Genomic DNA, 19,386 nt, shown 5'->3' on the forward strand with positions numbered 1-19,386 from the left:
TCGTGAAACACGGACTTGCAATGCTGGCCGCCGCCGCGGCGCTCCTGGCCTCCACCGCCGCATCATGGGCGGCGGAATACAAGATCGCACTGATGCCCTTCGGGCTGCCGGAATACATGTCGACCTTCGTCAATCAGATCCAGCAGCACCCGCTGGTCAAGGATGGCACGGTCAAGATCACCGTGCTCGACGGGCGCTTCGATGCCAGCGTGCAGAGCAACCAGATGGACACGCTGATCACCCAGAAGGTCGATGCCATCATCTTCTCGCCGATCGACGCCGACGCCGCGGCCGCGCCGGTGGGCCGGGCGGCGGCGGCCGGCATCCCCGTGATCGGCGCCGTGACGCGGGCCAACTCCGACCAGCTCTTCGCCTATGTCGGCACCAACGACGTGGAAGGCGGCCGCAACATCACCGAGCATCTGGTCAAGGAGCTCGGCGGCAAGGGCAACGTCGTGATCCTCGAAGGCCCGATCGGCAATTCGCCCCAGCTCCTGCGCCGCGAAGGCATCGATTCCGTTCTCAAGCAGAACCCCGGCATCAAGCTGCTGGCGTCCAAGTCGGCCAACTGGTCGCGCGCCGAAGGACTCGCGGTCATGGAGAACTGGCTCTCGCTCTATGGCGACCAGATCAACGGCGTCATCGCCCAGAACGACGAGATGGCTCTGGGCGCGATCCAGGCGCTCGAAGCCAAGGGCATGACCACCGCGCAGGTGAAGGTCGTCTCCATCGACGGCATCCAGGATGCGCTGCGCGCCGTCAAGACGCACGGCCTCTACACGCTCTACAAGTCCGCCCATCATGAGGGCCTGGGCGCGCTCGATCTCGCGGTGCGCGCGATCGCCGGCGAAGCCTATCAGCCCAAGGCCGACATCTGGCAGCAGGACATGAAGTGGCAGGCCGGCACGGCCAGGCAATACGACGTGCCCTGGATCGAGATCACGCCGGACAATGCCGACAAATTCCTGAAGTGAGCGATCATCGGGCAGGCCGCGAGCCTGCCCCCCAACGGACAGGCGGGAAAGGGAACGGCCGTGCTGAACGACAAAGTCATTCTGATCACCGGCGGAGCGAAGGGCATGGGCGAAGCCCATGCCAGGCTCTGCGCCGAGCGCGGGGCCACGGTCCTCGTCACCGACTTCGACGATCGTGGCGCGGCGATCGCCGACGCCATCAACGCCGAGGGCGGCAAGGCGCGCTTCCGCCGCCTCGACGTGACGAGCGAGGCCCAGTGGCAGGACTGCATCGACTGGGCGATCAGGAGCTTCGGCAAGGTGGACGGGCTCGTCAACAATGCCGGCATCCTCATCCGCAAGCCGGTGCCCGACATCACCATGGACGACTGGAATGCCCTGTTCGACATCAACGTCAAGGGCACCTTCCTCGGCTGCAAGCATGTGCTGCCCGCCATGCGGGCATCCGGCGCCGGCTCGATCGTCAACGTCTCCTCGATCTCCGGCTACGTCGCCAACATGGAAGGCATGAGCGCCTACTGCGCGACCAAGGGGGCGATCCGGCTGCTCACCAAGGGCGTGGCTGTCGACTATGCCCGGCATGGCATCCGCTGCAACTCCATCCATCCGGGCACCATATCCACGCCGATGACGGCGGAGTTCGAAGCCGATCCCGACAAGCACCAGATGCTGGTCGGCGTCACGGTGATGGGCCGCATCGGCCGGCCGAGGGAGGTCTCCGAGGCCGTGGCGTTCCTCCTCTCGGATGCCGCATCCTACATGACCGGCTCGGAGATGACCGTCGACGGCGGCTTCACGGCGGTCTGACGCCCCTGCCCCGCGGCGACCGGACGCCCGGGTGAAACGCCGGAAACATCCGGGGCAACCGAGACGCGCTTTGCTGCCGGCAATCCCATTCGGCATCGGGCCGGTGGCGCAGGGGCTCGGGGATGCATCGATTGTTCCGGTTCTGGGCGGCCCGTCTCGCCGGCCTCTCCTTCGCGGCTCCGGCTGCCGCGACGAGTGGATGTTCTGCGCCGACCGGGGCTCGACCGCCACGGTCGGGCTGCTTCTGGGACAGGCCGACGCGCTTTCGGCCGTCGAGGCGACGCTCGAGCACCGCTCGGTCCGATACACGACGAACACGGTCCACGGAGAGGGAAGGCTCTTCAGGCTGAGAAACGTCGCGGCGGGACCGTCCGGCCTGCGGGTGGAGTTCCTCGATGCCGCCGGCGACGCGCCCCTCGGCGATCTGCGCCTGGCCGAGACCAAGACGGGCAACTCGACCGCCTATCGCGGCAAGCTGCGCCTGGCCGGGCGAGGCGAGTGGCGCGTGTCCTGCGACCCTGACTGACGCCGGCGGAGCATGCCTTGCCGGACCGACGGAGCGGCATGGGTGCGGACATCTGATGGCAAGGCCGGGAGAAAACGGCAGGCAGTCCGCAAGCGCGCCCCGCCTCGCTGGCACAGGCCGCCGGAAGCGAAGCTCGCGGCCGCCCGCCCGAGCACCGGTGCCTCGGCCGCGCAGCCGACATGATCGAGGCAGCCGAGGCCGGCCGCTTCTCCACCGTCTCGATGTGAAGCGCCGGCGGCATCGAGGAACGCATGCCGCTCCCGGGTGTTAACGAGTCGTGAAGACCCCGTTCAGGTGTCATTCAGTGACGAATCAGGAATATCCAACCTAACAGGGGCCTGGGCGCAACAATCTGGAGATATGAATGCGATTTGTATCCACCATCTTTGCCGCAACGGTAGTCATAGGCACATCTCTGATTACTACCGCACCAACCGTCGCCGCGCCGATTCAACCCACAATCGGCACGAACGTCATTGGAATCCAGGCCGAGCCTGTGGGGTATTATTATCACGGCCGCTACTACTACGGACGACCTTACCAGTATCACAGCCCGGAATATCGCTACCGGAAGCGGTACGGCCTGCATTCCAAGGAATACAAGCGTAACGTGTATCGCCGAAAGTATTACCCGGAATACTATTATCGTCAGCCGCCGCCGCGTTACGGCTACTGACGGCCTTCGCGAACGAGACAGCTCCGGCGCGGCGGGCGGCGCGTGCCGCCCGCCGCCCTGTCCGGTCCTCACATCCCCGAAAGCATGTCCCTGCTCGCCGGAGCGGCAAGCGCCGAGCCTTCGTCCCGAAGGATAGGCCAGCCGGCGGCCACGGATGCTGGGCATTGAATGCAAACCCTGGGCCCTGCGTCCCGAACGCGCCGGCCTCCCCCCTCGCTCTCTTGACAATGCACGCGTCGACCACTTGATCTAGAATCCAGGCAATCGAGCATCGAGGAACGCCATGCGCAAACATCTGTTAGCAGCTTGGGCTCTCGCTTTCGGCCTTGCCTTGCCGCTGGGAGCGGCCGTGCCGGCCCAGGCCGTTACCGTCAACATCTCGGTCGGCTCCAGCCTCAACGGCGGCCGGGCGATCTCCTGCCGGCAAGGCCAGATCCTGCTGCAAAACCGCGGCTTCCGGGATGTCCGCCGGATCGACTGCAGGGGGCGGCATTTCGTGTATCACGCACGCCGTGGCGGCAGCCGATTTGAAGTGACGCTCAACTCGCGCACCGGCCGCGTCACGGATGTCCACCGCATCCGTCGATGAAGCGGGACGCATCGCCCGGCGTGGCGGACACCTGACCGCCCCTCGACCACCCCGCGTTTCGTCTTCCTTCGGATGACGAGGCCACATGGGAACGGTTGGCTCCTCCGCAGGGCATCCGAGCTCCGGAAGACAACCTGCTTGCCGCGCTGCGACCGGGCACCGGTCGTGGGAACGGTGCCGGCCCGAAAGCTCGGCGCCCCACCGATGACGATCGGACGCCGCGCGTCGGGAGACCAGCCGTGCTGACGACCACCTCGATCCGGACTTGCCGTGGCTTGCGCGCCCGTTCCGGCGCCGGCGTTGCCGCGCCATTGGCAGCACTGCTGGTTGCCGCGCCACACTTCGCGCAGGCTGCAAGCCTGAGGCTGCGCGGAAACGAACCCGGCTGGCACATCGAGATGTCCGACAAGGCCATGACGTTCCGCATGCTGGACGGCGAGGCCTTCACCATCGAGCCGCCGCCGCAGGCGACGACCGCTGATGGCGTCGACACCTACTCGGCCACGGTCGACGGACGCCGTTTCATCCTGACGGTCGCGGCCACGCTGTGCGCCGACACGATGACGGGAATGCCTTACCCGCAGACCGCAACCGTGGTCGTCGGCGAGCGCAAGCTCACGGGGTGCGGCGGGGAACCGGCGAGCCTCCTTCACGGCGACTGGCAGGTGGAGGAGATCGGCGGCAAGGCGATCGTCGCAGGCTCGAAGCCGACCGTCGCCTTCGAGCCCGACGGACGCATCCATGGAAACGGATCCTGCAACAGGTTCTTCGGCGGCTTCCAACTGACCGGCGAAGGGCTGAAGATTGCGGACACCGGCGCGTCCATGATGATGTGCGAGCAACCGCTCATGGACCAGGAGCGCGCCCTGTTGAAGGCTCTCACGTCAGCCCACCGGTTCGCGATCACGCCGGAGGGAGGGCTGCGCCTCCTCGGGCAGGATGACCGCTCGGTCGCAAGCCTGCGGAAATAGCCTTTCGGACGCCAGCCGGAGGACGACGGCCCGGAGCACCAACGGCACCCGCGCGGAACGCGGCCGATTTGCGACCCGGTGGATGCCCGGCATTGGAAGCCTTGGCTTGCCGCCCGGCCACGCCGGGTCATGCCGCGGCTGAGCCGGTGCGCCACGCAGCACCGGCTTGATATTCAGTCGATTTCGTAACATATGAAGTTCCATGATGAGGAACAGCCGATCATCGGACGTGCTTCGCGTCCCCCGCCTTGCGTCCATGCCGGGCTGAGCGATGGAGCCGATGCGACCTTTCACCGATGCTGCTGTCGTGGCGGACTATGCGGCAGGCACGCCACAGAAGGTACCCGGCTTCGCCGATCTCCATCGCATGGCGATGCTCCTGTTGGCGGAGCAAGTGCCGGAGGCGGCGAACATTCTGGTCCTTGGCGCAGGCGGCGGCCTCGAGCTGAAGGCCTTCGCCGAAGCGCAGCCGCATTGGCGCTTCGTCGGCGTTGATCCCTCGGCCGAGATGCTCGATCTGGCGAGGCGCGTCCTGGGGCCGCTGCAGACGCGCGCCCGGTTCGAGCAAGCCTATGTCGACACTGCCTCGCCGGGGCCGTTCGATGGCGCGACCTGCCTGCTCACGCTGCACTTCCTTGCCAGGGACGAGCGACTGGGCACATTGCGGGAGCTGCACCGGCGCCTGAAGCCGCGCGCCCCGCTCGTCGTCGCGCATCACAGCTGTCCCGACAACGACGAGCCTGATCGCTGGCTGTCGCGCTCCGCGGCATTCGCCGGCAGGCCCGGCGTCGATTTCGCGCAGGCGTCCGCCTCCGCCGCCGCCATGGCGGCACGCCTGTCCATCCTGCAGGCCGGCGAGGACGAAGCGCTTCTCCTTGACGCCGGCTTTTCCGACGTGGCGCTGTTCTACGCCGGGTTTTCGTTCCGCGGCTGGGTCGCCGTCGCATGAAGCCGGACAGGTCTCGGCGCCGCCATACCGACGCGGTCGCGGCAGGCCGCCGTGCCATCAGGCCGCCGCCCGCGCCTCCTGCTCGATGATTTCGGCAAATCCCTGCCGCCAGGAAGGATGACGCGGCTGCCATCCCAGCTCGCGCTTTGCCTTGGCGTTCGATCCGGCCCGCAGATCCGTCATCATCACCACGAGATGGTCCGCGACGACCAGGCGGGCGAGCCATGCCGGCAGGCGCAGGGGCGGCCTGGCGCCGAGCATGGCGGCTGTCGCGGTCAGCCACTCGCGCACGGGCGCCGGATCGTCGTCGACGATGTTGTAGACGCCGCGGCCGCGCTCGACCGCCAGCGCGGTGGCATCCGCCGCATCGTCGATGTGCAGGAACGACCACCACGCCGTGCCGCCGCCGAGGATCGGCATGCGGCGCTTGCGAATCTGCCCGATCAGGCCCGGGTCGAAAACGCCGGTATCGGGACCGTAGAAGCCGCCGTAGCGCAGCGCGACCCCTTCCAGGTCGGTCGCAGCGGCGACGGCGCTCTCCACATGGATCAGGGCCTCGAGCGTGCGCCGCATCTGGCGCGGCGGGTCCGGATCGAGCGGGGCGTCCTCGGCCTTGACGGGTCCGCCCGTGCGCGCATAGGGCCAGCCACAGAAGCTCTGCGCCACCACGCGCTTCACGCCGCTGGCGCGCGCGGCGGCAAGCAGATGATCGGTTCCCGCGGTGCGCAGGCGATTGCTGCCGGCGAAGACATGGTCGAACCGGGCGAGGTCCGACGCGCCCGTCAGATCGGTCATTTCATGCACGATCACATCCGGGCGCGCGGTCGCGACCGCGGCATGGACGGCCTCCCGGTCGAGCGCGTCGGCCACGACCGGCTCCGCCCCCAGCTCTCGAAGCAGCCCGGCCTTGGCCGACGTGCGGGTCAATCCGACGATCGCATGGCCGGCCCGGACCAGGCGCGGAACCAGCCGGCGCCCGACCGCGCCCGTCGCCCCGGCAACGAAAATGCGCATGGCGTCACCTCGTGCTTGATAACCTACTCACGGGTAGGTAATGCTGCGCCTCATGATGTCAAGGGTGCGCAGGCGGCTGAGCGGCGAGGAGCGGAAAGCCAGGATCCTGTCGGCGGCGGTGCGCGTCTTCGCGGCCGACGGCTACGACGGCGCGAGAATGGACGCCATCGCCGCCGGTGCCGGCATCACCAAGCCCGTGCTCTATGACCACTTCCCGTCAAAGCAGGCGCTGTTCTCGGGCGTCCTGGAAGCGATCCGCGACGGGCTGATCGCCAGGGGCCGGTCGATCGTGGCGGACGGGGCGGAGCCGGAGCGGACATTCCGTCGCGCCGTCGAGGCATTCCTCCTGTTCGTCGAGCAGGATCCGCAGGCCGCCCGGGTGCTGCTGGCCGTCCCGTCCGGCGATCCCGTGGCGGCCGGACTGTCGCGCGAGGTGCAGGCCGGCGCGTCCGCGCGCCTGGCAGTGCTGCTCGCCGCAGTCTTGCAGGGCTGCGCTCCGTTCCAAGTGCAGGCCGCCACGGAATTTCTCAAGAACGGCCTTCACGCGCTCGCCCTGTGGTGGCTCGACCGCCCCGACGTCGCGCGGGAGGACCTCGTCGACCTCGTCATGCGCATCGCATGGCGCGGGCTTCGGCCGGACGATCCCGCTGAGCGCGCGTAGTCCCCGCCGCCGATCGAGCCTGCGGACGGGGATTGGGCGACCATCCTGTGTGCAAGGCACGCGTCGCGTCGGCGGTGCCGCGACGCCTGCATCCTTCCTCCACGCATGTCGGATGTTTCCGACTTGCCCGCAGGAGGGGCTCGGCAGGCGCCGGGTCTGATCCGCGAACGATACCTCAGAACCGCCCGACCAGCAGGCCGCCGTCGACGGTGATGATCTGCCCGGTGACGTAGCGCGCCTGCTCCGAGGCCAGGAACAGGGCCACGTCGGCGACGTCGGCCGGCTCGCCCACGCGCCGCATCGGAATATAGCTCGCGGCCGCCTCCAGGCCCTTCGGGCCGAGCGAGTGGTCGACGGACAGGGCCTGCGCGGTCCGGATATAGCCGGGCGCGATGCCGTTGACCCGGACGCCCTCGGGCGCCAGCTCCACGGCCAGGCCGCGGACGAGGCCGATCACGCCGGCCTTGGCGGCGGAATAGTGCACGTGCTCGTCCCAGCCATAGGCCACGCCCATGATCGACGACATGGCGATCATGCTGCCGCGCCCGGCGGCCCGCATGCTCGGCGCCGCGGCCCGGAAGACGCGCATGACGCCGTTGAGGTCGACGTCCAGCGTGCGCTGCCAGCCCTTGTCCGTCATCGCCGAGAACGGCTCGCGCAGCGCGATGCCGGCATTGGCGACGACCGCATGCGGTGCGCCGAATTCGCCGATCACCTCGCCCACCACCGCATCGACATCGTCGGTGCTGGTGACGTCCAGCCGATGGAAGCGAGCCGACCCGCCGGCCTCGGCGATTTCAACGGCGGCCCTGCGTCCGTCATCCTCCAGAACATCGGTGACGGCCACGTGGAACCCGGCCCTGGCGAAGGCCAGCGCCGTCGCCCGGCCAATTCCGATTCCGGCTCCCGTGATGATCACAGCCTGTTTCATCAGCCTCTTCCTCCTATGATCCGCGACGGGCGTCGAGGCTGGCCCCGACGCCGAGGCGGGATTTGATCTCCTGGGCGAATTCCCGGGTCGAGGCCTGCCCGCCCAGATCCCGCGTGCGCGCCGGGGACAGCGCCAGCGCCGCCTCCAGGGCGCGCATGATGTCGGCCGCTGCAGCCGTCTCGCCGAGATGATCGAGCATCATGGCGGCGGACCAGATCTGCCCGATCGGATTGGCGATGCCCTGCCCGGCAATGTCGGGCGCCGATCCGTGGACCGGCTCGAACATCGACGGGAACTGGCCTTCCGGATTGAGGTTTGCCGAGGGCGCGATGCCGATGCTGCCGGCGACGGCAGCGCCGAGGTCGCTCAGGATGTCGCCGAACAGGTTGGAGGCGACCACCACGTCGAGGCGCTCGGGATGCAGCACGAAGTCCGCGGCCAGGGCATCGATATGCCGGAATCCGATGCCGACCCCCTCTTCCCCGGCGACCTCGCCGCACACTTCGTCCCAGAACGGCATGGTATGGATGATGCCGTTGGACTTGGTGGCGGCGACCATGGCGCCCGAGCGGGTCTTGGCCAGGCCCGCGGCATAGCGGGCGGCGCGCTCGATGCCGCGGCGGGTGAACAGCGCCTCCTGGATCGCGATCTCGTCGGGCGTCCCGCGATAGAGGCGCCCGCCGGCCTCGGAATACTCGCCCTCGTTGTTCTCGCGGACGATGAGGATGTCGATCTTGCCGGCCGTGTTCGCCAGGGGCCCGTTCACGCCCTCCAGCAGGCGGATCGGACGCAGGTTGATGTACTGGCGAAAGGCCCGGCGGATCGGGATGAGCAGGCCCCAGAGCGAGACGTGGTCCGGCACGCCGGGATAGCCGACGGCTCCCAGCAGGATGGCGTCGAAGCGGCCGAGCGTCTCCAGCCCGTCCTCGTCCATCATGCGCCCGTGGCGGGCATAGAACTCGCACCCCCAGGGGAGCTGCGTGCAGGAAAGGCTGAACCCGTGCCGTCCGGCGACGACGTCCAGGACGTCGAGCGCCGGCGGCATCACCTCCATGCCGATCCCGTCGCCGGGGATGACTGCAATGGAATAGCTGCGCATGTCGTTTCCGTCCTACTTGATGATGCCGATCTTCTTGCGGTCGAGGGAAACGAGCACCGCCGCGACCAGCACGAGGCCCTGGGCGATGATCTGCAGTTCGGCGCCGATCCCGACGATGATCAGGCCGTTCAGGAGAATATTGATGATGAGCGCGCCGACGATCGTGTTCACCAGGCTGCCCATGCCGCCGGTGAGCGGAGTGCCGCCGAGCACGACCGCGGCGATCACCGTCAGCTCCATGCCGGTTCCGGCGGTCGGCGTGGCCGCGCCGACGCGCGAGGCCAGGACGACGCCGCCGATGGCCGCCGTGATCCCGGAGATGACGAAGACCATGAGCTTCACCCGGGCGACATTGACGCCCGACATGGCCGCGACCTTCTCCTGGCCGCCGACGGCCGAGATGTAGCGGCCGAACGCCGTGAACTTGAACAGGCAGAACGTCAGGATGAAGACCACCAGGCCGGGGACGAAGATGCCCGGCGCCACGCCCATCCAGTCCCATTCGCCGGGGGTCATGATCGGCTGCGTGCCGGAGTAGAGCAGCGTCAGCCCACGCCCCACCGACAGCATGCCGAGCGTCATGATGAACGAGGGAATCTTCAGCCAGGCCAGGCCCGCGCCGTTGGCCGCTCCGGCGAGCATGCCCACGGCGATGGCCGCGGCCAGCCCGAGAAAGCCGTTGGAATCCTGCGCGACGCTGGCGCCGACCATGCTGGCGAGGGCCGCGACCGACCCCACCGACAGATCGATCGACCCTGCTATGATCACCAGGGTGGAGCCGAAGGCGACGACGGCCAGCACCACGGTCTGGACGAAGACGGTCCTGGCGTTGTCGAAGGTCGCGAACCGATCCGGCGCGGCGATGCTGAAGATGGCGATGAGAAGAAGCAGCGCCACGAAGGGAATGAATTTGCGCGCAATCTCGCGCCCGCTGCGCTTCAACACTTTGCGCGGCCCCAGATCCTGTTCGGCTGTCTGCAACATGTCGCCTTCCTTCAAACCATGCTCGCGACGAGGTCTTCCTCGCTCGGGTTCGCGGAGCTTTCGAACCTTCCGGCGATCACGCCCCGCCGCATGATCACGATGCGGTCGCTCATCCCGCGCAATTCGTTCAGTTCGTCGCTGATCAGCAGGATGGCGGTCCCCAGGCCCGCCAGGTCCCGCAAGGTGCGGTATATGAGGGACTTGGCGCCGACATCGACGCCGCGCGTCGGGTTCTGCAGGACCAGAAGGCTCGGGCGCCGCAGCATCCACTTGCCGAGAACGACCTTCTGCCGGTTGCCGCCGCTGAGATTGGCCGGGGAGTCCGCCGGGCCGCGGCAGGCGATCGCCAGCTGCCGGATGACCTTGTCGGCCTCAGCGGCGTCCTCCCGCCTGGACGTGACGCCGTACCGCGAGCGCATCGGCAGGGTGGGCAGGGCGATGTTGTCCTGGATCGTCTCCTGCAGGATGAGGTCGTTCGCTTCGCGGTCGCCGGACACGAAGCCGACGCCGCTGTCGATGGCTTCCCGGGAGCTTCGGGGCCGGTACGGCTTGCCCGAGAGCGTCATCCCGCCGCCGGTCATGCGGCCCACGCCGAAGATGGCGTGCGCGATGTCTTCGCTGCCGCAGCCGACCAGGCCGCCGAGGCCGACGATCTCCCCCGCCCGCACCTCGAGGCTGAAATCGCGCACGATGTCGCCGGCGACGAGGTCGGTGAGGCTCAGCACCGGGCCTGCCGCGGTCGTCGACCGGGCGCGCGCCTCCTCATGATAGAGCTCGCTGACCAGGGAGCGCCCGACCATCAGGGTCTGCAGCTGGCTTTCGTCCAGCTCCTTCGTCGCCAGGGTCTGGACATGCCGCCCGTCCTTGAGGACGGTGACGCGCTGGCACAGGTCGAAGGTCTCTTCGAGATAGTGGGAGATGAACAGGATGGTCGTGCCGCCGGCGGCCGCTTCGCGCAGGACGCGCGACATGAGCCCGACTCCCTGCTTCGTCAGGCTGGCCGACATCTCGTCGATCACCAGCACGCGGGGCTCGAACGCCAACGCGCGGGCCAGTTCCACGAATTTCTGCGATTCGAGATCGAGGTCGCCGGCGCGCGCACCCGGCGATATTTCGGCGCCGACGCGCTGCAGCGCCTCGCGGGCGAGCTCGTCCCGGCGGCGGCCGCTCAGGAATCCGATGCTGGAGTAGAGGCGCTCGCGCCCGAGGAACAGGTTGTCGGCCACCGTCAGCCCGGGAACCAGCCCCGGCTCCTGGAGCACGATTTCCACACCTGCCGCCCGCGCTTCGGCGAGGTTGGCCGGCGCATAAGGCTTGCCGTCGAGCACCATCGACCCTTCGGTCGGCGGCACCAGGCCGCACACCACCTTCACCAGGGTGGACTTGCCCGCGCCGTTCTCGCCGGCGAGCGCGTGGATTTCGCCGCGGCGAAAGGCGACCTCGCCGCAATCGGCGAGATCCAGGACGGTCGAGGCATCGTAAGTCTTGCGTATGGCCCTCAAGGCCAGACGGACCTCATCCGACATCCTTGCCTCCCTTGTCTCCTTGCAGGGCGATCCGGCCGGTGGCGCCGGATCGCCCGGGATCGCCGTTACTGAATTGCGATCTTGTAGTCGTCGGTCGACGCGCTCGGATTGTAGGTCACGGACATCTTCTTGACGTCGTAGGGCGGGAAGCCGGAGCCGAACTGCTCGATGTACTTGTCGACGTTGGCCTTGGTGACCAGCAGATAGTCCATCACCACATACGGGTTCTTCGGCTTGTGGCCGTTGAGATAGTCGAAGGCCATGATGTAGGCGAAGCCGCCGTCGATGAACTGGCCGCCCGAATCCGCAAGGATGTCCCCGGCCTTGATCGCCTGCGCGCCGTCGGCCTCCGCGTCGAAACCGGTGACCTGCACCTTGCCGGTCAGATTGGCCTGCCTGAGGGCCGCCGCCGCGCCGATCGCCGCGCCGTCGTCATAGTTCCAGATGCCGTCGAAACCGGGGCCCGGATAGGCCGACAGATAGTTCTCGGTGGCCTTGATGCCGTCCTCGCGCAGCTCGACGCCGTACTGGATCTGCAGCACCTTGAAATCGGGGTGCTTGTCGGCGAACTCCTTCAGGCCGCCGATCCGGTCTTCGGCGATGGAGCTGCCCTTCGTGCCGGTCGTGGCGACGATCTTGCGGGCACCGGCGTCGTAGAGGGCCTTGGCCGTCGCCAGCGCACCCTGATGGCTGTCGGCGCCGACGAACCCGATATACTGCGGATACTTGCTCGGATCAGGTTTGAAGCCGGGGGTGCGCTCGGCAAAGAAGATCGGAATATTGGCGCGGCCGGCCGCCTTGATGAGAGCCGGCGCCACGGCGGTCGTCACCGGCGCCGTGATGATCGCGTCGACCTTGCGGGACGCGAAGTTGTCCATGATCTGCAGCTGCTTGGCTTCGTCCTGGTTCGCGTCCTCGACGATGAGGTCGCCGCCGAGCTCGTCGGCCACGCGCTTGGCGAAGTCGACTTCCTGCTTCCAGAACGGGTTTGCCAGGACGGGCACGGCAAATCCGATCACCTTCTTCTCGGCGGCCGCCGCCTGTTCGACCAAGCCGAGCGCCGTCGAACAGGTCAAGGCAAAGAACACCATTGCGATAGTGTGACGCTGGCGCATCAGCTTTCCCCTCATTTGTAGCCGACCTCTTCGGCGGCTTTTGGATGACCAAGTCAACAAACGATTGCGCAACCGTTTGCATACTTCTAACATCACGGTTGGATTATCCGTGTCAAGGGGGTGTTCGAGTGGGCCGCAGCGCTGACCGCAGACGATTCGAGGGCCGGCCGGGACCGTCGCGCGCAAGTCGGCGGCGGCGGGAGCGGACGCCGTGCGGAATCCATGGACCTCAACCTATTGCCGCGGGGACCGGCCGGTAGTTTGCTGGCTGCGGCTGCTTGGCGGAGCACCCAGGACAAGGGCGCGGAGAACGACATGTCGACGGACAAGACCAAACTCAGGCGCGAGCGGACGACGATGCGGTCGATCGCAGACATGGCGGGCGTCAACGTCTCGACCGTGTCGCGCGTCCTGCGGCAACGTCCCACGGACTTCGACAGCGACGCCGCGCAGCAGATCAGGCGGCTGGCCGACGAGCTGGGCTATCGTCCCGACCTGTGGGCGGCCAGCCTGCGCGGCCGCCGCACCCACGCGCTCGGCGTCGTCGTGACCCGCCTCACCGACGTCGTCATGGCGGCCGTGTACGAGGCGATCGAACGGCATGCGCAGGCGCGCGGCTATCTGGCCGTCGGCGGCTCGTCCGGCGACGATCCCGAGCAGCAGCGCAGCAGGGTCGAGCACTACCTCGACCGCCGGTTCGACGGCCTGCTGATCGGCGACGCGCATCTCGAGGCGCCGTTCCTCGACGAGCTTTCGGACAGGGAGGTCCCGTTCATCCTGTTCAACCGCTCCTCGGGCGGGCACCCGTCGGTGACCTGGGACGACGAGGTCGGCGGAGCGATCGTCGCGCGCCACTTCCTCGATCTCGGCCATGAACGCATCGCCATCGTCAACGGACCGACCTATGCCAGCTCCGGCGTCGTGCGCGCGAAGGGCTTCCTGGATGCCCTGGCCCGGGAAGGCATGGTCCTTCCGCCCGAAAGGGTCATCAACGCCGGCTTCGATGCCGCGGCAGGCCGCAGGGCCGCGAAGGAGCTGCTCGCGCTGCGGCCCCGGCCGACGGCGATCTTCGCCGTGAACGACTATTCCGCCATCGGCGTGATGGGCGTCATTCGCGACGAGGGCCTGGAGGTCGGCCGGGACGTGGCGGTGGTCGGCTACAACGACATCACCATCGCCGACGACCTCCTCGTTCCGCTCTCGAGCGTGCGGGTCCCCATCGACGTCATGGGGCGCACGGCCGTTGAGATGATCCTGGCCCGGATGGACGGACAGCCCGTCGCGTCCCAGCGGCTCACCCCCTACCTGGTCGTCCGCGATTCATCGCGGAGCCGCCCCCACGGATCGTCCTGACTCGCGCCCGTACGACCCTGGCCGGCCGCACGCCGTCGCCGACACAATCAGCCAAGAACTTCGACGAGGCCTTTGAATGCGGAAAATCTGCCTGATCACGACCGGAGGCACCATCGCGTCGCGGCGGGAGCCGGGCAGCGGGCACGTGACGGCGAGCATAGCCGGCTCCGAGTTGCAGGCCATGCTGCCCTATCCGGTGGCCGGACTGGACGTCGCCATCGACGACTTCTGCAATGTCGGCAGCTACGCCATGGACCTGCCGACCAGCTTCCTGCTCGCCCGGCATGTTTCCGGCCGCCTTCGGGAAGGCTTCGACGGCGTCGTCGTGACGCACGGCACGGACACGATGGAGGAGAGCGCCTTCATGGCCGACCTCGTCGTCGACTCCGACAAGCCGGTCGTCTTCACCGGCGCCCAGCATGCCTCCGACGAACCGAACCCCGACGGTCCCCGGAACCTGGCCGACTCCCTCCGCCTGGCCGCGTCCGACGAAGCCCGGGGCCTGGGCACCGTGATCTGCTTCGACCAGGAGTTCCATGCCGCGCGCGACGTCACCAAATCCCACACCTCGCGGACCGATACGTTCCTGTCGGCCGAGCATGGCAAGCTGGGCGAGGTCGACGGCGACCGCGTCGTGCTCCATCGCAGGCCGGTGCTGCGGCGCCACTATGATGCGGACCGGATCGCAGCGAATGTCGAGCTGATCAAGCTCGCCATGGGCACCGATGGCCGCTATGTGCGCTTCGCCGCCGAGAACGGGGCGCAGGCGCTGGTCCTGGAAGGCTTCGGGCGCGGCAACGCGCCGCCGGCGGTCACGGCGGCAGCAATCGACGTCGTCCGGCGGGGCATTCCCGTCATCATGACCAGCCGCTGCCAGCGCGGACGCGTGAGGCCCATCTACGGCAATGGCGGCGGCAAGGTGCTGGCGGAGGGGGGAATCGTCTTCGCCGGCGACCTCAGCGGCCAGAAGGCACGCGTGCTCCTGTCGGTCCTGCTCGGAATGGGGCTGGACAACGAGCGGCTGCGCGCGGAGATCGACTATCTCGGCGGATGAGGCGTAGTCGGTCCGTCGATGTCACCGGCAACGGCCCGGGATCGGGCCGTTGCCGGCGGCCTGTGCTTGCCCTCTGCCGACTTGCTGACCTTGCGGCCCACCGGATAAGTGCGCCCAGTCAGAAAATCGTTCCGTGTACCTTCCACAAATCGTCGACAATGGAGATGCCGGCGATCGCCTCACCTGACCCCAGAAATTGTACAAACTCGCCCTCACCTGTCTGGCCAACATTTTCTAGATAGTAGACTGACGAATTTCCGGGCATCTTTTTCCCTAGTCGTTTGAGATAAGCGAAGTGCTCCGACGAATGGGCGTCCTGTCGCGTCGCGATAGCGAGAATTCTACCTGCTAATTGGGAGATGTCAGGCGCCCGTCCAAGCAGCACGCGCCCTCGGTCAGGCGCTACAGGGAAAGCGCTGTCGCCTGCAACGACCGCCGCTGCAATCACCTGTGACAGAGCGGCTGAAGTTATCGCTGGGACTGCCTCGTCCTGGGATCTCGCTGGCACCGTCTCGTCGAATAAGACGCCGATGACCTTATTGAGCGTCGCGCTGCTCCGCGGGATGAAGTGTGTCGGCGGAACGCGTGAACTGGTTGACGGCATGCTTTCCAAGGCAATCCGCGACTGATCGGCTTTGTCGATACCGATGCGGCGCGCATAGGTTCTACTGGGCGTTTGAACAACTGCGAAGTCACCATTGCGGACCTCCGCGGTCAGCGACACAATCAGCGTCTGCCCGGGAAATGCCACCAGCCCCAGCGTTGACGCTCGCAGAGTGAAGAGCGAAACGTCGCCCAGCGCAGCGAAATCGAACTTCTCCTGTGCATCCTCGATGGTGCTGAGCGGAGCCCCGCTCTCGTGCGCAGCGAGCCGCCCAATTACAGATATGGGCCTAGCCGAAAACGATACGATATTCGGCCTGGTCGGAGCCCTAGTAGCTTCCGCTACGGCTTGTTCGGGGGGCAGACGACCCATGAACCGGGCATACGCAAGCCAACAGGCGTCAATCGCGGCAAAGACGTTCTCGTAGCCCTCGTGCACGTCTTCCGCTTCGGCGGGCGTGAGCTGGTCCGCCTTGCCATGATGCGCCTTGTTGATCGCTTTTCGGAACGGAGCGTTTACCTTTAGTTGAGGCAAGTCAAGAAGTTCTCGGAATGGCTCCTCGTTAAAGGGGCGCACGCCTCGGTTTCCCGCGCTCGCTATTCTACCGAGGAGTTTTTCCAGAGTCGGATCTTTCAGCACATCGGGATCGGACGCAAGCAGATCCCAGAGCTTCGTCTCGATACGGACCCGCACCGGGTGAACGAACGCCCGCGCAAGAGCAACATCGTTCACGTCTGTATCTTTCCAGTGCTTGCCGCGTAGCCGCCCCTCATCCGCGACAGGTGCAAGACTCGCAGTACATTTCGAAGTCGAAATAGCTGAAAACTCCCATACCTCCGTCCGCCGCCCCTGGCCCGCAGTAGCACGCGCTGAGACGAAAGCCTCAACGGCTGATATGAAATTGAAATCATTGCTCACGATCAGTGGATTCATCTCCGCCTCGATCAGGCGCGGAACAGTTGCCGCTAGATTGGCGACATTGCCAGGATCGAGCAGATCCTGCGGATCATCCATCAGGATCGTCGATATCCCGCCGGATCTCGCCCAAACTTGCTGCCATAATGCAAGGACAAACGACGAGAGGTAAGCGCGTAACGCCGAGGCATTCATTACATGATGAGCTTCAACTAGATGCTGTCCCTGCTTCGCCAAAAACGAGAAGCCATCGCTCTTGGTAGAATCCAGCCCGGCATAGGATGGCGCTTGTAGGAACTGCGCCTTATACATTCGCTGCGACCAAGCTGTCGCCTGCGAATCCAGGCTACGAATGAGACCCGCAACTTGATCATGAACAAGATCTGGAAAGCGCGTAAACGGCTCGACCGCCTTGGCCGCTCGATCAAGATTTTCTATCCGCTCACATGCAGATTTCCACTGCCCGCACGTCTTTCTGAACTGGTTAAGTTGATGTCTCACGCCAGCGAATGTTGTCGCTGATTCAAGGTAAGAATTAAGCGTGCTTAGCTGCCCCATGACTGAGCGTCTGTTTGCCGCAATCTCTGTTTCCGCGGCTTCCGAGCGCAAGACACCGACAATAGCCGATTTTGCGAATTCCGCATTTTCGATGCGGTACCTGGCAAGGTTAATCGCGCGTCGCACCTTCGCAATAGCGGCTCGCAAGCCTTCGTTATCTGGAATCGTCGGTGGCAACATTGCGCTCGGCAGCGGCGCGCGCTCGGGACCGTTAGCCCATGCACGACGGCAGAGCTCCGCTACGTTCGGAGCCATTTTGCGAAGGGCTTGTGGAAAATCGGGCTGCTCGAAGACCTCTTTCGATAGAGCTGTAGTGTAGATCGCAGCCAAATCATCCGGAACCTTATCAGACACGAAGGGCTGTAGCGCTTCAGGCAGTTGCCCTCGGAGCGCACGCATGGCGTCGCGCTCCCATTCGGCCGCGGTTTTTATGAATGCGACATCCGCTCTTCGGGCCTCCTCCAAGGCCTCCGCCACCGATTGATTGAGCAGAGCGTCCTTGGGGATGGCGCCCGGTTGGGTGAGGTCGCGGTCGCAGACCGGACAGGCTGAGAAGGGATGTCCTGGGTGCACGGTTTCGTGCCATTTGGCCACCAGACCGTAGAGGCGCAGTCGATCTGAACGACCGGTGTTCGACAGGCGTTCGGTGAGCCTCCTCGCCTCGGCTTCGATCCCTTCCAAAACGCGCGAACCAGCTTCAAGATCTGCCTCCTGCAGCTCGCTCAGTTTCCTTGCGAGCTGCATCGAAGGCAATCCCCTCAAGGAACTGCTACTGAAACTGGTTTGTGTGACCGTCAGAGCATTTTCGAAGCGCTTAATCTCCGCGTTGGAGGTAAGGGATGGTAAGGTGCCTAGGATTAATGCCGCCTCTTCCGCAGACTTTTCTTCGGCTGTTTTTAGGCGCTTTTCAGCTTCCTCAAGGCCGCTGATCCACGTCTCAGGGTCGCTGTCATCTGGAAGGACGATGCAATCGAGGCTCGGCAAGCCCGGGCCTTCCTTCAGCAGATCGTGGAGAGTCCGCTTCTGCGCCTCCGCTGCCTCTTTGCTGACTTTCTTCTCCTGTTGCGCCAACTTCGGATACTTGTCGGTCAGTCGATCGTACAGCCGCGCACTCCGCGCACCAAAATGTGCTAAGGGCCGCAAGCCGGTCAGTATCGAAACGGCCTGCGATAACGTGGTTTTGTCGTCAAACCGGGTCGCCGCCGCAATGCCGGGCATCAGGACCCCAACTTGGAGCGCTAGGTCTGACAGGCCCAACTTGTCAAGGCCGATCGGAACCGTTTTGAAAGCCTTTTTCCCATCTCTTTGGAGATGGCGCTCGACAACGACATCCCTGCCATCGATTAGTGAGTGAAACGAGAGTCTGACCCAAGTGTCAACCTTCGGCGCGCCATCGACTGCCGCCAACTCTTGCTCTGTGGGGACCGGAACAATTGCCGGGAGGTCGAATTCACTCGTTTCTGCCTCATCACCGACAACTTGCACCGCAATGCGCTCATGCAACGTTGCCGGCAGCCCCTGCGAGCGATGCCCGTATCCTGTCAGGCACCAGCAAATCGCACTCACTAGCGAGGTCTTACCTGCTCCGTTAAATCCACGAAGCAGTGTGGTGGGGGCAGTAAGTTCAAGCTCAAAAGCCTTTGGGTCGGCTCCACCTTCAGCGCAATGACGATGCAGCCCGCGAAAACGGTGCGCTTCAATCTTGATGAGTTGCCACTTCTGGCGCTCTGCGGTCGCCCTGTTCGACGAGACGGCAGCTTTGGGCGTCTTGTTGAGCGCGGCAAGAACTCGATCAACCTCTCCGTCTTGAATTGCCGGATTTTTGTCTGGATTCCAGTATGATTGACGATCTTTATTGTAAAAATCAAGAATAGATCGACTATCATTCAATGGAATTGAAAACTCTTTTCCGTTTGATGCATGCACGACACCTCCAGAAATGAGGTGAGACACAATTTCGTCGAGAGACATTTCGGAAATATTTTGTGTCATCTGCAATATCCGCGAATCTTCTTGATTAAGGCATCTAGGCATATTCTAATGAGGAATATACTCTTCTGATATGATTCTCACCTAGCAA

General features: G+C 65.5%; 17 protein-coding genes. 10 read left to right on the top strand and 7 right to left on the bottom strand.

The features are described 5' to 3' along the window. Positions 1-2 precede the first annotated feature (2 nt). The 7 genes from AC27L4_RS26350 (at position 3) to AC27L4_RS26380 (ending at position 5,492) form a co-directional block, all read left to right on the top strand. Complete coding sequence (locus AC27L4_RS26350; RefSeq protein WP_487145521.1) at positions 3-974, top strand: substrate-binding domain-containing protein; 972 nt, start codon at positions 3-5, stop codon at positions 972-974. A gap of 60 nt (positions 975-1,034) precedes the next feature. Then, entirely contained in the window at positions 1,035-1,781 is a 747-nt protein-coding gene (locus tag AC27L4_RS26355) for an SDR family NAD(P)-dependent oxidoreductase (protein WP_487145522.1), read from the top strand. A 199-nt stretch (positions 1,782-1,980) separates the two neighbouring features. Continuing rightward, positions 1,981-2,307 (top strand): hypothetical protein, encoded by a 327-nt coding sequence (locus AC27L4_RS26360; RefSeq protein WP_487145524.1) that lies wholly within the window; start codon positions 1,981-1,983, stop codon positions 2,305-2,307. Positions 2,308-2,671: 364 nt separating this feature from the next. After that, complete coding sequence (locus AC27L4_RS26365; RefSeq protein ID WP_487145526.1) at positions 2,672-2,983, top strand: hypothetical protein; 312 nt, start codon at positions 2,672-2,674, stop codon at positions 2,981-2,983. 283 nt (positions 2,984-3,266) lie between these two features. Then, a complete protein-coding gene (locus AC27L4_RS26370; protein ID WP_487145527.1) occupies positions 3,267-3,572 on the top strand; it encodes a hypothetical protein in 306 nt (101 codons plus the stop codon). 239 nt (positions 3,573-3,811) lie between these two features. After that, on the top strand, positions 3,812-4,543 hold the full coding sequence (locus AC27L4_RS26375; RefSeq protein ID WP_487145528.1) for an META domain-containing protein: 732 nt from the start codon (positions 3,812-3,814) through the stop codon (positions 4,541-4,543). A gap of 280 nt (positions 4,544-4,823) precedes the next feature. After that, entirely contained in the window at positions 4,824-5,492 is a 669-nt protein-coding gene (locus AC27L4_RS26380; RefSeq protein ID WP_487145530.1) for a class I SAM-dependent methyltransferase, read from the top strand. A gap of 57 nt (positions 5,493-5,549) precedes the next feature. On the opposite strand, the gene AC27L4_RS26385 is transcribed toward AC27L4_RS26380, so the two are convergent. Further along, positions 5,550-6,506 carry an NAD-dependent epimerase/dehydratase family protein gene (locus AC27L4_RS26385; protein WP_487145531.1) on the bottom strand — a complete coding sequence of 319 codons (957 nt, stop codon included), beginning with the start codon at positions 6,504-6,506 and terminating at the stop codon, positions 5,550-5,552. A 64-nt stretch (positions 6,507-6,570) separates the two neighbouring features. Between AC27L4_RS26385 and AC27L4_RS26390 the strand changes: the two genes are divergently transcribed. Then, the gene (locus AC27L4_RS26390; RefSeq protein WP_487145532.1) at positions 6,571-7,167 is read left to right on the top strand and encodes a TetR/AcrR family transcriptional regulator; all 597 of its coding nucleotides are present in this window, start codon (positions 6,571-6,573) and stop codon (positions 7,165-7,167) included. Between the two features lie 175 nt (positions 7,168-7,342). Here the strand turns inward: AC27L4_RS26390 and AC27L4_RS26395 are convergent, their stop codons facing one another. The 5 genes from AC27L4_RS26395 to AC27L4_RS26415 form a co-directional block, all read right to left on the bottom strand. Then, a complete protein-coding gene (locus tag AC27L4_RS26395) occupies positions 7,343-8,098 on the bottom strand; it encodes an SDR family NAD(P)-dependent oxidoreductase (RefSeq protein ID WP_487145533.1) in 756 nt (251 codons plus the stop codon). 13 nt (positions 8,099-8,111) lie between these two features. Then, a complete protein-coding gene (locus AC27L4_RS26400) occupies positions 8,112-9,197 on the bottom strand; it encodes a tartrate dehydrogenase (RefSeq protein WP_487145535.1) in 1,086 nt (361 codons plus the stop codon). Between the two features lie 12 nt (positions 9,198-9,209). Continuing rightward, a complete protein-coding gene (locus AC27L4_RS26405; protein WP_487145537.1) occupies positions 9,210-10,181 on the bottom strand; it encodes an ABC transporter permease in 972 nt (323 codons plus the stop codon). 11 nt (positions 10,182-10,192) lie between these two features. Further along, positions 10,193-11,707: a sugar ABC transporter ATP-binding protein gene (locus AC27L4_RS26410; RefSeq protein WP_487145538.1), complete on the bottom strand. Its 1,515-nt coding sequence runs from the start codon at positions 11,705-11,707 to the stop codon at positions 10,193-10,195. Positions 11,708-11,772: 65 nt separating this feature from the next. Beyond that, on the bottom strand, positions 11,773-13,008 hold the full coding sequence (locus AC27L4_RS26415; protein ID WP_487145540.1) for a sugar ABC transporter substrate-binding protein: 1,236 nt from the start codon (positions 13,006-13,008) through the stop codon (positions 11,773-11,775). Between the two features lie 129 nt (positions 13,009-13,137). Here AC27L4_RS26415 and AC27L4_RS26420 point away from each other — a divergent pair, with 129 nt between their 5' ends. Both AC27L4_RS26420 and AC27L4_RS26425 read left to right on the top strand, forming a co-directional pair. Then, complete coding sequence (locus AC27L4_RS26420; protein WP_487145542.1) at positions 13,138-14,175, top strand: LacI family DNA-binding transcriptional regulator; 1,038 nt, start codon at positions 13,138-13,140, stop codon at positions 14,173-14,175. 76 nt (positions 14,176-14,251) lie between these two features. Further along, positions 14,252-15,229 (top strand): asparaginase, encoded by a 978-nt coding sequence (locus AC27L4_RS26425; RefSeq protein ID WP_487145543.1) that lies wholly within the window; start codon positions 14,252-14,254, stop codon positions 15,227-15,229. Positions 15,230-15,347: 118 nt separating this feature from the next. Here the strand turns inward: AC27L4_RS26425 and AC27L4_RS26430 are convergent, their stop codons facing one another. Next, the gene (locus tag AC27L4_RS26430) at positions 15,348-19,298 is read right to left on the bottom strand and encodes an AAA family ATPase (protein WP_487145544.1); all 3,951 of its coding nucleotides are present in this window, start codon (positions 19,296-19,298) and stop codon (positions 15,348-15,350) included. Positions 19,299-19,386 lie beyond the last annotated feature (88 nt).

The organism is Labrys sp. Lb11, from assembly GCF_057554225.1.